Here is a 15,074-nt window from a genome sequence, read left to right on the forward strand (position 1 = left end):
GCGACGGAGATCACCGCGGCGGTGCCGGCGGGTTCGGGCACGGTGCAGGTGACGGTGAGCACGCCCGGAGGAACCAGTAACGGTGTCGCCTTCACCTACGTTCCCGTTGCCCAACTGGTGAGTGTGCTTCCTGCGGCGGGGCCGACCTCGGGTGGGACCACGGTCACGCTGGCGGGGAGCGGGCTGAGCGCCGCCACCGCGGTCACCTTCGGGTCCGCGCCGGCCGCCTTCACCGTCGTGTCGGACGGCTACCTGGTCGCCACGGTGCCGGCGGGCTCGGGCACGGTGCAGGTGACGGTGACCACCCCCGGCGGCACCAGCAACAGCCTCGCCTACACCTACACCGCCCCACCGGTGGTGACCACGATCGTCCCGACCCAGGGACCGGCGTCCGGTGGCAATACGGTCACGCTGACGGGCAGCGGGTTCACGGGGGCGACGGTGGTGCGGTTCGGTGGCGTTGCCGCCTCGTCGTTCACGGTGGTGTCGGCGACGCAGATCACCGCGACGGTGCCAGCCGGAGGGCCCGGGCCCTCCGGCGTCACCGTCACCACGGCCGGTGGCACCAGCGTCCCCGTGCCCTACTACTACCTGAGCAACCCCCAGCTCACCGCCGTGGTCCCCGACGAAGGGCCTGTTCTCGGTGGAACCACCGTCACTGTCACAGGAAACAATCTGCTGGGGGCGACGGTGGTGCGGTTCGGTGGCGTTGCCGCCTCGTCGTTCACGGTGGTGTCGGCGACGCAGGTCACCGCGACGGTGCCGGCGGGTTCGGGCACGGTGCAGGTGACGGTGACGACGCCCGGAGGAACCAGTAACGGTGTCGCCTTCACCTACGTTCCCGTTCCCCGACTGGTGAGTGTGGTTCCTGCGGCGGGGCCGACCTCGGGTGGGACCACGGTCACGCTGGCGGGGAGCGGGCTGAGCGCCGCCACCGCGGTCACCTTCGGGTCCGCGCCGGCCGCCTTCACCGTCGTGTCGGACGGCTACCTGGTCGCCACGGTGCCGGCGGGCTCGGGCACGGTGCAGGTGACGGTGACCACCCCCGGCGGCACCAGCAACAGCCTCGCCTACACCTACACCGCCCCACCGATGATCTAGGACCGCCACCACCTCCGAGAGCGGCGCGGACATCGGGATCCCGCCCCCGACCGGGCGTCCGACAAACAGTGAGCTCCGACAGCGCGGCTGCTGTCGGAGCTCACTGTTCTCATCCCGCCGGGTCACGTCGCGCACGGACCGGCGGTCGGCCGCCGTCCTACAGGTAGGTGTAGGAGGCGCCGTTGCTGGTGCCAGCGGGCGTGATCACCGTGACGGGGACGGTTCCGGTTCCGGGCGGGGAGACGGCCAGGATGGCGCCGTCGCCCAGCACGGTGAAGTTCGTGGCGGGGGTGGCGCCGAACAGGACCGCCGTCGCGCCGGACAGGCCGTGACCCACGATGAGGACGGGCAGGCCACCCGTGGCCAGGCCGATCGGCGGCACGAGCGCGAGGATGGTCGGCGGGGCCGGCAGCTGGTAGGTGTAGCTGAGGGCGTTGCTGGTGCCGGACGGCGTGACCACCGTGACGGGGACGGTTCCGGTCCCGGGCGGGGCGACGGCCGTGATGGCCCCGTCGAACTGGACGTTGAAGCTGAGCGCGGGGGTGGCGCCGAACAGGACCGCCGTCGCGCCGGTCAGTCCGGTGCCGACCAGGAGCACGGGGTTACCCCCGGTCGTCGGACCCTGCGAGGGGACGAGTGCGAGGAGAATCGGGGACATAGGATTCCTCTTTTCCGACTTCCGAACGCCGGACAAGGCCATTGTGGCCGAGTCGACGAGGCGTTTTCCTCACCGTAGGTTCGGGCGTCATCGGGTGGCAATAGGGCATTTGCCAAAGGTGGGAGCATAAGGCCCATCGGGGGCGCACAATCTCTTCGATGCCTCGCCAAGTGGAGCCGGTAGCGACCGAAAGACTTGCTCCTGGGCATTTTAGGTGAGCGCGGGCGAGCGCCTTCCCGGACGACTGTCGAAGAGCGCTCGATGATCTGGACGGGAATCGCGGTGAGAGTGCCCGGAAACTGGGGAGATCGCATGCGGAAACCGGTTAAGTCTGCCCTCTGACCTGCTGCTATGTCCATGGCACGGCGCGGCTGAGAGAGCATGGCGAAGTCTTCGTACTTATTCTTGCCGGCGATTCTCGACCGGGCTTCACTCGGATAACGTCGCGGCCACCGGGGGCCCCGGCGATCTGCGGGAAGCGACGCGGGTGCGCCCCTGGCGTACTGCAGGCGCTGTTGAGCTTCCTGGGTTAGCCAGCCTCCCCTGCGGGTATTCAGGGAGTACGCCGTCAACCGGATGCTTGATCCCCCCTCGACAAATTATTCAGCGTTTTTGAATGGGTGAGGTGAGTGTCACGTTCAACTGTCTGCTCGTCTTCCTCGAGGGCGGCCCGAGTGACATTCCTGAGGTCCAGGAAGTGAAATCCGGAAGCATTGTGAATCGGTTGAAGATTCCTCGCGGAAACGGCTATGAGCACTTCGAGATCACGCAGGACTTCAAAGACGTCGGCGGCGTACTGATGCCCGTCTACCGGTGGTCGTACCGGACCGCCATCGCCGAGTAGCGCCGGTTCGCCGTCTCCCCCCGGCATCCGACGCCCGTGCCGGGCCCCAGGAGCCGCACACCAACGCGGTGCCGTCCCGCATCACCCCATCCCCACACCCCGAGGTGAGCAATGATCAGCAACCTTCCCGCACCGGTACGGAATGAGCGTCCGCCCCGCACTCCTGGGCGCGCGTCGTGAGCGGGCTCTCCAGTGCGCGCCCACGAGGCGGCAGCACCGGCGAGCGGGACACCATGGTCACCGGCATGGGGTTCTGCCTGCCGGGCGAGGAGCAGCCGCTGTTCACGGCGGGCGAAGTCTGGAACGTGGCCGCCAACGGCCGCTCGTGCCTGAAGCATCACGGCGTCTACTACGGCTCCGTCGATCTGCCGGACACGGCCTTCGCGGAGCGCCTGCCGGAACTGCCGGGCATCTTCTCCCAGCACTACACCAACGCGCACCGCTACGGGCTGGTGTCCCTCGTGGAAGCCTGCGCGGACGCCCAACTGAGCATCCGAGGCGGTGACCTCACCGACGCCGCCGTCCTGGTCGGGCGCGGGGGCATCGATGCCAACGTCTCCAGCTACCTCGAAGTCCTGCACGCCGACGCACGCACCACCACCCCGCACCAGGCGATGGAGCTGTTCGTCAGGGCTCAGCAGGGACTCACCCCTTCTGACGTGGCACTGGTCCAAGGGGCGCTGATGCGCACGACCGGCCCCTGCTTCACCGTCTCGTGCGGCTGTGCGTCCTCCGCCGTCCAGATCGGCAACGCCCGCCGCATGATCGCGGACGGTGACATCGACCTCGCCGTCGTCACCGGCGTCGACGTGTTCGGTGTGGATGTGATCCAGAACGTCCAGCGTCTGCTGCACGGTGCCCAGCGTGCCTACGATTCCGTCCGCGTTGACGGCATGCCCGAACTCCTCCCGGCCTTCGACCGGATCATGAGGCCCTACGACCGGCGGGCCGACTGCGTGAACCACGGGGAGGGATCGGTGACCCTGGTGCTGGAAAGCCGTGACCGCGCCCAGCGACGCGGGGCGTACACCTACGGCCAGGTCCTGTCGCACGGTATGACCCGCGACGGCCTGTCCAATCCACTGGCAAGCGACGAGAACGGCGCGTCACTGGTCGCCGCCATCCGCAAGTGCCTCGGCGACCGGTGGGACATCCGCCAGATCCCCTACATCCACGGCGGAAGCGACGGCGACGTCGTCGTGACCGCGTTCGAGGCGAACGCGGCCAGGCAGCTCTACGGCGACGCTGTCGAAGACCTCCTGATGACCTCCCAGGAAGCCTGCTTCGGCCACAACGGCGCCCCGGCGGGAGCTCTGGGCGTCGCCCTGACCCTCCTGATGCTGGAGCAGGGAGAGGTGTGCCCCACCGCGAACTGCGAGGAGCCGGCCGACAACATCTGCTTCGATCCCGTCCCCGGCTTCCACACCCGGCACCTGGAGTTCGACTACGCACTGACCTGCAACTACCAGATCGGAGGTGTCAAGAGCGCGATCCTGCTGGGCAGTTCGGACGTCGACTGACCCCCGGCCCCGGCGGCCACATCGCCGGACGGCGAGCGCTCCCCACCCCCGTTCGCGCAAGCGCGTAGGAGACCATGTGATGGGCCACGCACAGAACCCGAGAGCCGCTGACACGCACATCGCCATCGTCGGCATGGGATGCCGACTTCCCCGCGACATCGACTCGCCCGCCGCGCTGTGGCGGCTGCTCGAAGCCGGCCAGGACGCGGTCGGCGAACCGCCGATGAGCCGCGCGGGGCACGTGGCTGCCGCCCCGGCCCACGCCGCCGGGCCGATGCCGCTGTGGGGGGGCTACCTTCGCGACGTCGCCGGTTTCGACGCCGACTTCTTCGGGGTCTCGGGCAAGGAGGCCGACGTTCTGGACCCCCAGCACCGACTGCTCCTGGAAGTGACGTGGGAGGCGCTCGAACACGCCGGACTCCCCCCGGAGCGACTGGCGGGAACCTCAACGGGACTGTTCTCGGGCCTGAGCTACACCGACTACATGGAGGCCCTCTCCGGCCAGCCCCGTGAACTCGAGGGCGCGATCCTGACCAACGGGCACTGCGTCGCCCCGGGGCGCATCTCCTACCTGCTGGGACTGCAGGGCCCCTGCGTGGCACTGGACACCGCGTGCTCGTCCTCGCTCGTGGCGCTCCACCTGGCCTGTCAAGCCCTGCGGAACGAGGAGTGCGATCTCGCGCTGGCCGGCGGCGTCACCCTCATGCTCGGCGCCAGGACGACGATGTCCTTCGCCCGCATGGGGATGCTCTCGCCCACCGGTCGCTGCCGGACCTTCGACGCGGCCGCGGACGGCTTCGTACGCGGCGAAGGCTGCGGCGTCGTCGTCCTCAAACGCCTTGAAGACGCGCTACGGGACAACGACCGTATCCTGGCCCTGATCCGTGGCTCGGCCGTCAACCAGGACGGCCGCTCCGACGTCCTGGCCGCGCCCTCCGCCGAGGCCCAGCAGGCCCTCTACCACCAGGCCCTCGCCCGATCCGGAACCGACCCGCGAGACGTGGGACTGGTGGAAGCGCACGGAACCGGCACACCCGTCGGCGACCCCGTCGAGTTCTCCAGCCTGGCCGCGGTCTACGGCGTAGGGCAGGGGCGCTGCGCGCTGGGTTCGGTGAAGACGAACGTGGGCCACCTGGAACCGGCGGCCGGCGTCATCGGCCTGATCAAGACAGTGCTCTGCCTCCAGCGCGGGCTCGTCCCGCCCAACCTGCACTTCACCCGGTGGAACCCGGCCATCAGCGCCGAAGGCACCCGCCTGTTCGTCCCCACCAACCTGTCCGCCTGGCCCACCCGGACGGCCTCGCGATTGGCCGCGGTGTCCTCCTTCGGCTTCTCCGGGACCAACGCCCACGTGATCCTCGAACAGGCCCCCGCCCGCCGCCGCACCGTCATCCTCCCCGGCACTCCTACACGCGCGGCCGCCGTCCCCACCGACGCCCCGTCGTCGCAGGCGCAGGCCACCTCACCCCACGTCTTCCTCCTGGCCGCCGGCTCCCCGGACGCACTGCCCACCGCCGCCGCACGCCTGGCCCACTGGCTGGAGACCGAGGGAGCCGCCACCCCCCTGTACGACATCGCCCACACCCTCGCCCTGCGCCGCTCCCCGGGGCACGGCCGGCTCGGCGTGGTGGCCGACTCCCACCGTGACCTGACGCACGCCCTGCGTTCCTTCGAAGCCGGTCGAGCCCACCCCGGCGTCGTACGCGGCCACGTGGGCGCGGGCGTCAGCCGCCGTCCCGTCTGGGTGTTCTCCGGTCAGGGCTCGCAGTGGCAGGGCATGGGGCACGGCCTGCTCCAGCACGTGCCGGCCTTCGCCGAGACCCTGGCCGAAGCCGATGCGCTGATCACCGCCGAAACGGGGTTCTCCGTTCTGCGAGCCGTCCGCGACCGCGAACACATCAGCGGCTGCGGCCACGTGCAACCCGCGTTGTTCGCCCTGCAGGTCGCCCTGGCCGCCGCCTGGCGCGATCACGGGGTCGAACCGGCCGCCGTCATCGGCCATTCCATGGGCGAAGTCGCGGCCGCCGTCACCGCCGGAGCACTCACCCTGGCCGACGGCGTCCGCGTCATCTGCCGACGATCCGCTCTCCTCACCCGCATCGCCGGAGCCGGCGCCATGGTGAGCGTCGGCCTCGACAGCGCGACCGTCGAGAACGACCTCGCCGCCATCGGCGACGACACGGTGTCCGTGGCCGTCGTCGCCGCGCCCGACTCGACCGTCGTCGCCGGCACCGTGGCCGCCATCCGGCACCTGACCACCACCTGGCAGGCCCGCGGAGTCGTGGCACGCGTGATCGACGTCGACGTCGCCTCGCACTGCCCCCAGGTCGACCCGCTGCTCGCGGACCTCGCCGCCGCGCTCGCCGAACTCACCCCCAGCCGACCGACCATCCCGTTCTACACCACCGTCCTGGACGACCCCCGCGACACCCCGGTCTTCGACGCCGCCTACTGGTGTGCCAACCTGCGCCGCCCCGTACGCTTCAGCGCCGCCGTGGCCGCAGCCGCCGCCGACCGCCACCAGGTGTACCTCGAGATCGCGCCCCACGCCGTCGTCACCCGGCCCCTCTCCCAGAGCCTGACCGGCCTGCTGCACGAACCCGTGATCCTGCCGACACTGCGCAAGGGGGAAGACGACCGCACCACCTTCCGCACACAGCTCGCCGCCCTGCACTGCGCGGGAGTCGGCGTCGACTGGTCCCGCCTCTACGCCGGCGGCCGCCTGACCGACGTACCTGCGCTGACCTTCGACCGTCGACCCCACTGGACCGACATCACCCCACCCCGAGCGGCCTCCCAGCACGCCGAAGGCGCACCCGCCGCGCTGCCGGGCACACACACGGAGGTGCCCGGCGACCGACCCCGCCACACCTGGCACGCCGACACCGGCACCGACGTCCTGCCCTGGATGACCGACCACCGTGTCCACGGCCAACCGGTCCTGCCCGGCGCCGCCTACTGCGCCCTGGCCCTGACCGCGGCCGGCGAGGTCTTCCACGGCGCCGCGCACGATGTCGAAGCAACCGACATCCACTTCCGCGAGCTGATGCACCTCGACGCCCGCACGCCCGTCGGTACGACCGTCACCCTGACCGGCGCCGACCGCGCCGACTGCGAAGTCTTCGGCCGGGACGAGGACGGAACCTGGGTACGGCAGGCCTCCGCGGTTCTGCGTCGCATCGACGCCGCCCCCCGGACACCGGCGTCCTCCGTGGCCGCACTGACCGCCGACCACCCCGTCGTCCTGGATCCGCACGCCCTCTACGCGAGTCTGCGCGCACGAGGCCTGGAGCACGGCCCGGCCTTCAGGGGCATCACCGAACTGCGCACGTCCGCCCAGGGCGACAGCTTCTGGGCCCGCGTGACGCTGCCGGACGCGGCACGGACCGCCCACCACGGCCTACGGATTCACCCGGTCCTCCTGGACCTGTGCGCCCAACTCGTCGTCGCCGGCCTGATCCACGAACCAGGCCACGGCCTGGTACTGCCCGTCCAGATGCATGCCATGCGAATCCTCGCAGCCCCTGAGGACGCCCGCTACGCGCACGCCCGGCTCACCCACACCGCCACGGACAGCATCATCGGAGACGTGCGGCTGCTGGACGAGGCGGGAAACCCCCTCGTCGAGATCGACGCACTGCGTTTCATACGCCACGGCGCGCGGGCCGACGAAACCGTCGACCGGTGGTTCCTCGAAACCCGCTGGCAGCCCGTGCCGCGCCGGGAGAACCTCGAACCGGCCGGCCCGGGACCCTGGCTCGTCATCGGCGAGGCAGACGGATCCGCCCGGGCACTGGCGGACGCACTCGAGCGCGCCGGAGCACGCGCCGAAGTCCTCGACGCTCCCGTCGACAGCGCCACCCTCCAGCCGCTCAAGCAGACCATCGCCGGACACTGGGACTCCTCACCCGCACCATGCGCCGTGGTCCTCCTGTCCGCGCCGTCCGCGCCCGAGGACGACGCCGCCGCGATCGCACTGCACCGTACCCGTCGCCTGCTCGCCGCCGCACAGAGCGCGATCGCGCGCAGCGCGCCCACACGCCTGTTCGCCGTCACCCGATCCGCCCACGATCCAGAGCCGGGGCAACCCTCCGACCCCGCCCAGAGCGCCCTGCGCGGACTTGTGCGCGTCCTGACCCACGAACACCCGGAGCTGCGAGCGACTCTCATCGACGCCGACCCCGCCGACATCGACCTGCACCGACTCGCGGCCGAACTCCTCACCGACCCCCCCGAGGACGAGATCGCCCTGCGCGGTGACACCCGCCACATCGCCCGGCTGACCTACACCCCCCTGTCCGAAACCGAACGCGCCACCGCCGTCACCCGCACCGTGCGCTACGGTGCCGACCGCTTCCAGCTCCACGCAGGGCGGCTCGGCGACCTCGACGCCCTGCGCCTGACCACCACTGCACGACGTGCTCCCGGCCCCGGTGAGGTCGAACTGCGCATCCACGCCGCAGGCGTGAACTTCCGCGACGTGCTCACCGCCATGGGCATGCTGGCGAACGACGACGAAGCGGGCTACCGCATCGGTTTCGAAGCCACCGGCGTGATCACCGCCGTCGGACGGGGCGTCAGGCACCTGCGCGCCGGCGACAGCGTCCTCGTCGTAGACGTGCGAGGCGGCCTCTTCACCACTTTCACCACCGTGCCCGCCGCTGCCGTCGCCCCCATCCCGACGGGCCTGCCCGCCGAGACGGCCGCCGGGCTGCCCATCGCCTACCTCACCGCCTGGTACGCACTGCGCCACGTCGCCAGGCTCACCAGCGGCGAGCGTGTCCTGATCCACAGCGCCACCGGCGGGACAGGACTAGCCGCGATCGCGGTCGCGCGGCGCCTGGGCGCCGAAGTGCTCGCCACCGCCGGCAGCGAGGACAAGCGCCGATACCTGCGCGCGATGGGCATCCGGCACATCATGGACTCCCGCTCACTGGACTTCGCCGAGCAGACCCGCGCCGCCACCGCCGGAGAGGGTGTCGACGTGGTCCTCAACTCCCTCTCCGGACACGCCATCAGGGCCGGACTCGAAACGCTGCGCCCCTTCGGCAGGTTCGTCGAGCTGGGTGTACGCGACATCCTCGCCGACACTCCGCTCGGTCTCGCACCGCTACGGCACAACATCACCATGAGCACGGTCGACCTCGTCGAGCTCCAGCACGCCCGCGCGGACACCTTCGCCGAGCTGCTGGGCGAGGTCCTGGCCGAATTCGACCAAGGCAACCTGGCTCCGTTGCCATGCGGGACCTTTCCGCTCGCGCAGGCCGCCGACGCCTTTCGCCTCATGGCCGGTGCCGGGCACATCGGCAAACTGGTCCTGACGGTACCCGGCGAAGGCCACACCACCGCCGTACTGCGCGACCCGCCCTCGCCGGTGCGAGCAGACGGCGCCTACCTCGTCACCGGAGGCCTGCGCGGCGTCGGCCTCGCCACGGCCCACTGGCTGGCAGGCCAAGGCGCCGCCCACCTCGTACTCAACGGACGCACACCGCCCTCGGCCGACACCGAACGGGTCCTCGCCGGACTGCGCGAACAGGGGACCCGCATCAGCGTCGTGCTCGGCGACATCGCGCAGCCCGGCATCGCCGAGCAACTGGTGGCCGAAGCCACCGCCGACGGCGGGACACTGCGCGGCGTCATCCACGCCGCGATGGTCCTCGACGACGCCGCGGTGTCCAACATCACCGACGACCAGCTGGAACGCGTCTGGCGTCCCAAAGTCACCGGCGCCTGGCGTCTCCACCGGGCCACTACCGGACTGCCACTCGACTGGTTCGTTCTCTATTCCTCCATGGCCTCCCTGCTCGGCAACCCGGGCCAGGGCGCCTACTCGGCCGCCAACGCATGGCTCGACGCGTTCGCCACCTGGCGCACCGCCCTGGACCTGCCCACGTTGGCCGTGAACTGGGGCCCCTGGGGCGAGACCGGGGTCGCCACCGACTTCGCGGCCCGCGGCTACCAAACCATTCCCACCGCCGACGGACTCAAGGCCCTCGCGGCGCTCCTGACCCACAGCCGCGTACGCACCGGCGTCATCCCCGGCCCGCCGGACACCTGGATCCCGTCGGCCGGCCGAACGTCATCGTTGTTCGCCCTCCTGACGCCCGAGGCGCCCGACACCTCCGTGCAGACGGTCGGCCAGGATGCGGCGCGCGACATCCGACGCGAGCTGCGGGCCGCGGAACCCGGCCTCGCCCGTCGCACGGTCCTCGAGGACTACCTGGCCGAACACATCCGCACCGTCCTCCGGCTGGGAGCCAGCACCCTGGACCCGCAGACCCCGCTGAACGCACTCGGGTTCGATTCCCTGCTCCGCATCGAACTGCGAACCCGACTGGAAGCCTCGCTCGACGTCAGGCTCGCCGGCGACTTCGTCGCGGGCCACCCCACTCTGGCGGCTCTCGCCGACGGCCTCGCACAGCACATCGGCATCGGCCTGACCACCGACGCCCCACCGGATTCCCCTGGTGACGCCATGCCCCAAGCCGTGGACCTCGTCGCTCCCCGCTCGCCGAAGTCGCACCAGCCGCCGGACTCCACAGCCGACACCGGGCCGCTGAGGAAGAACCCATGAGCCCGCTGCGGGCCGTCGGCGCGCCAAGCCACTGCCGGACCGCGAAGCACGGGATTCCGCCTTCGCCGGGGGAGGGAACCAGGGAACGACCATGACCTCGACAGACCTGCCACGCCTGGACGCGGATGACATGCAGGGGCGACGCCTCACCATGTTCGTGTTGCCGGAGCCCCACTGCGTGCGGCCCGTACGCCACGCCGTGAAGGCCATTCTCAGCCACTGGGAGATGGCACACCTCACCGACGACGCCGAACTCCTGACCACCGAACTTCTGACGAACGCGATCAGGCACACCGATAACGAGCAGCCGATCAGGGTGACGATCGCGCTCGAGCAGCGGTGGCTCGCGATCGGTATTCGAGACCGCTCCGCGAGCGCTCCCCAGGCGCACCGGGCAACCGCCTGTCAAGAAGGCGGACGCGGGCTGCTTCTGGTGGAGAGCATTGCCGGCGCATGGGCGTACCGTTTCCATCTCGACGGAACCAAGACGGTTTCCTGCCGACTGCCGTTGTGAGGCTCGCGCCGTCTCCCGCGCCCGCCACCGCCAGCGCACGGCAACCCCGTGCACTGGCGCGCGACGGGGGGACGAAGCCCCACCGGCAGCGCCTGTTCCGAAGACGGCGAGGAGATCGGGTGGGGTCGGTGAATCGGGGTTCCGGCATCACCGAACCTGCCGCATGAACGATTCGATGCCAATCCTCACATATGCGCGATTCGAGCGTCCTTTAATATGCAGTTCTCGCAATGCTCTGGAGGATCCCCGGAATGCAAGGTGGTTATGCTGTGACGTCGAGACTCAATCCCGGGCGGGACGGCGGTGAACCCCCGAGTCCCGGGCGAGAGGAGGGTGGGCCCCGCTCTCCGAAATTCCCATGGGAATGTCCCAAAAGAAACGTTTCCGCCCCTTGAGCGGTTCTGTTGCATGCGATATTTTTCGACCATGCCTGGCGGTCGCCGCTAATTCAAGGAGCTTTGCGGCGGCGAAGTCTGATAGCTAGGGGGTTCGGATGCTCAGTGCAGAGGAATACAAAGAGGTTTTCGCCTTGCGCCAGCAGGGCTGGTCCATCTCTGCGATCGCCCGATTCCTCGGCCGTGACCGCAAGACTGTCAGGGCCTACCTCAACGGAGAGCGGACCGTAGGGGTCCGAGCAGTGACCCGTGATGAGTTCCTGCCGTTCGTCCCGTACTGCCAGCAGCGCCTCGACGACGATCCGCACCTGCAGGCGAACGTGCTCTACAGCGAGATCGTCGAGCTGGGCTACAACCGCGCCTACTCGACCTTCACCCGTGCCCTGCGCAGGCACCTGACGCGGTCGCGCTGCGGACCGTGCCACCGGGGGAGGGCCGGCCCCAGCTGCGGCACCCTGGAAGACGTGCAGTTCGACTGGGTACAGCTCCCGACCGCGCCGGTCGAATGGAACCGTGGGCGCGAGACCTACCTGCTCATGGGTTCGCTCACGCGATCCGGCCGCTGGCGGGCCGCCTTGGCCGACACCAACGACCTCCCGCACTACGTGGAAGCCCTGGACCAAGTGCTGCGTCGCCTCGGCGGCACCGGCGAGCGCTGGTTGTTCGACCGGACCCGGCCGGTCTGCTCAACGGCCGGCAAGGTGACCGCCGTCTTCCGCGAGATCGCGATCCACTACGGTGCCTCCATCGCGATCCGCCCGCAGATGGGAGCGCCCAGCCCCGTCGTCCGCGCCCACCGCTCCGTCGTCCTTCACTGGTGGAACACCGCGGCCAACGAACTCAGCGTGCAGGCGGCCCAGGAGAGCCTCGACCGCCTGACCGAGCGCTCGGACAGTTGGCACCGACGAGTGAGTTGCAAGGCCCGAGCCCTGCTGCCGCTGCCCTCGAAGCCGTTCCCGGCTCGCATCTGCGTTCAGTGCAGGGTCGATCCTCACGGACTCGTGTCGTTCGAGGGCAACTTCTACCTGCTCCCCCCGGGTCTCGCTGGTAACGAGGTGGGGATCCGCCAACGGCTGGACGAACCCCATCTGTCGATCACCACCACTCGCGGGGCGGTCATCGCCCGCTTCCCGAGGGCTCCGAGGGGGGCAGGCCAGACGGTTGCCGAGCACATTGGCCCGATCACTTTGGAACGGCCCAACCGGACCACCGGCGCCGGGGCGCGAGCCTGGTCGGCAGGAAGAACCCGTCGCCCGCGGTGTCGGGAGGCCATGGACGAGGACCAAGCCCTGTCCCGGCGTGACGACCAGCAGCCCACCGAGCCGCTCGCCCGCGCCGCAGAATCACGAGACGGATCCGCCTCCCCCGCGCGGAGTCGGTTCCGGTACCGCGCATCCGCACCGGAAGGAGCGGACTGACGGCCGCAGAGCGCACCAGCACCGTCTTACGGCTGCGGGGAGATCGGCCGGGTGCGACGTTGACCGCCGTCCTGCAGCGAACCCCGAGCGGTGCGCCCCGAATGTCCGTCACCGACCGAACTCCCGAAAGCCCGAACACAACCCGGTGAGCCTCGGCTCGACCAGCGGCCGCAACCTCTCCCTCGTTGCCGGGCACGCCTCCAGACGCAGCGTTGACGACCCCGGCGTGGACGGCAAGCGGGTACGGGCAGAGATTGACCTGCCCACCCTGGCCCCGCCCGTGCCGCGTCCGGCCGCGAACCTCACCGAGCACCAGGCGCGCTGCTCAAGACCACCAGCCACGCCCGCAGGCAGGACGTCACAGCGTCCCACGCGGCCCTGACCCAGGCCTGCGCGGCCACTGGCGACGACGCCCGGCATGCCGAGCTGGTCAGCGACCGTCCTCGGCGCCCGACAGCTGCGCAGACCGCTGTGGCGCGGCGCGCGGGAGTGGGACCTGGTCGCCGCGCGCTGGCGCTACGAGCTGCTGCGCGGGCGCCGCGACGACTTGCAGCCCTACCGCGACACCTACACCGCGCACGGCCGGGCCGACGTCGCCGTGCCCTACGGTCACATCGGCGCGTGGTCGGGCTACCAGGTCGTGCGGGACGTCGGCGTGCCCACCGCCGTGGCCACGCCGGTGGGGTCCGGCATCCGCGATGGGCTTGCGCGGACATCTCGTTGCGCTGGGCCTTTTGGGTGACTGTTCGTCAATACCGTTGCTTCATATCCATTCTTTCGGGTTAATGATGACGTCTGAACCGGCGGGCCGCCCATCCCCGTGCCGGGAAGCTCAGCTGGCGGCCCGTCCGTTGTTCCAGCCCCCTCCGCTCGGACACCGGGGCTGATTGGTTCGAGCCAGCCTGGTGTCAGCTCGTCGGCACTCGTCGACGCCACCGGTCCAGACATCCCGTAGTCGCGACGGTGTCGGTAGCCGCGGCCCAGTTTCTGCGGTCCCGTCACTCGGAGTCGCTGCCGGGCGCAGCGCGCCGGGTCGAGGCAGTGGCCGGACAGCCGACAGGGGGGCCGGGCGGCGTGGCTGAAGGTCCACTCGGCCGCCATCACCGTTCTCACACAGGAGACACATCGTGAACGCAACTGTGCATGAGGCGCCGTTGGCGCCGAGCCTCACGCTGCCCTGGCCGCTGCCGCCCGTGCTGTTCGCGGACAGCCCCAACGCGGGGCCCGCGGCCGGCGGCAACACCGTCACCCTCACCGGTCTGGGCCTCAACGCCGCCACCCAGGTCCTCTTCGGATCGGCTCCGGCCACCGTCGTGGCCGGTGACGTCTTCGGCTTCAGTCTCGTCGTCGTGGCCCCGCCCGGAAAGGGCACGGTGGCGGTGACCGTCACCACCCCGAACGGCACCAGTAACCCTGTGGCCTACACCTATCTGGTGGCTTCGCCGCCGCCCGCGCCTAACCCCACAGCCATCACGCCCGTCTCCGGCCCGATCGCCGGCGGTACCGTGTTCGTCATCACCGGTACCGGGCTCGCCGGGGCGACCGTGACCTTCGGCGGTACCGCGGCCACCCTGCTGGGCAGCACCGCGAACGTGATCGTGGGCCTGACCCCGGCGCACGCCGCGGGCAACGTCCCCGTAGTGGTAACCACCGCCGGTGGATCGGCGAGTGTTCCGGGCGGCTTCACCTACCTCGCGCCCGCGCCGCCGGTCGTGACTGCGGCCGTCACTCCGTCGACCAGTCTTGCGGCCGGTGGTGGTGTGTTCACCATCGTGGGTACCGGTCTCACGGGTGCGACCGTGACCTTCGGGTCGACCGCGGCGACGGTGACCACCAACACCGGTACCGTCATCACCGGCATCATCCCGGCCGGTACCGCGGGTACCACCGTCAACGTCACCGTGACCACCCCGGGGGGCACGGCGTCCGCTGGAACCATGACCTACCTGGGCGCGCCGGTCGTGACTGCGGCCGTCACTCCGTCGACCAGTCTTGCGGCCGGTGGTGGTGTGTTCACCATCGTGGGTACCGGTCTCACGGGTGCGACCGT

General features: G+C 70.3%; 9 protein-coding genes. 8 read left to right on the forward strand and 1 reads right to left on the reverse strand.

What is annotated here, in order from left to right:
* Window positions 1–1,101, forward strand: a 1,101-nt coding sequence (locus ACWC9T_RS17370; protein WP_449821901.1) for an IPT/TIG domain-containing protein, incomplete at its 5' end; no start/stop codon positions are given.
* A 157-nt stretch (window positions 1,102–1,258) separates the two neighbouring features.
* Here ACWC9T_RS17370 and ACWC9T_RS17375 read toward each other — a convergent pair.
* Complete coding sequence (locus ACWC9T_RS17375) at window positions 1,259–1,759, reverse strand: IPT/TIG domain-containing protein (RefSeq protein WP_449821902.1); 501 nt, start codon at window positions 1,757–1,759, stop codon at window positions 1,259–1,261.
* Window positions 1,760–2,384: 625 nt separating this feature from the next.
* On the opposite strand from ACWC9T_RS17375, the gene ACWC9T_RS17380 reads away from it, so the two are divergent.
* The 7 genes from ACWC9T_RS17380 to ACWC9T_RS17410 all read left to right on the forward strand — a co-directional run.
* Window positions 2,385–2,603: a DUF5988 family protein gene (locus ACWC9T_RS17380; RefSeq protein WP_449821903.1), complete on the forward strand. Its 219-nt coding sequence runs from the start codon at window positions 2,385–2,387 to the stop codon at window positions 2,601–2,603.
* Window positions 2,604–2,836: 233 nt separating this feature from the next.
* Entirely contained in the window at window positions 2,837–4,123 is a 1,287-nt protein-coding gene (locus ACWC9T_RS17385; protein ID WP_449821930.1) for a beta-ketoacyl synthase N-terminal-like domain-containing protein, read from the forward strand.
* Between the two features lie 79 nt (window positions 4,124–4,202).
* Window positions 4,203–10,697, forward strand: coding sequence for an SDR family NAD(P)-dependent oxidoreductase (locus ACWC9T_RS17390; protein WP_449821904.1), 6,495 nt, complete (start codon window positions 4,203–4,205; stop codon window positions 10,695–10,697).
* Window positions 10,698–10,788: 91 nt separating this feature from the next.
* Window positions 10,789–11,211 (forward strand): ATP-binding protein, encoded by a 423-nt coding sequence (locus tag ACWC9T_RS17395; RefSeq protein WP_449821905.1) that lies wholly within the window; start codon window positions 10,789–10,791, stop codon window positions 11,209–11,211.
* Between the two features lie 493 nt (window positions 11,212–11,704).
* Window positions 11,705–13,024, forward strand: a complete 1,320-nt coding sequence (locus tag ACWC9T_RS17400; RefSeq protein ID WP_449821906.1) for a Mu transposase domain-containing protein — start codon at window positions 11,705–11,707, stop codon at window positions 13,022–13,024.
* 418 nt (window positions 13,025–13,442) lie between these two features.
* Window positions 13,443–13,766, forward strand: a complete 324-nt coding sequence (locus tag ACWC9T_RS17405) for a hypothetical protein (protein ID WP_449821907.1) — start codon at window positions 13,443–13,445, stop codon at window positions 13,764–13,766.
* A gap of 385 nt (window positions 13,767–14,151) precedes the next feature.
* A partial coding sequence (locus tag ACWC9T_RS17410) for an IPT/TIG domain-containing protein (protein ID WP_449821908.1) occupies window positions 14,152–15,074 on the forward strand: 923 nt, incomplete at its 3' end.

The sequence above is a fragment of the Kitasatospora sp. NPDC001159 genome (genome assembly GCF_053598235.1).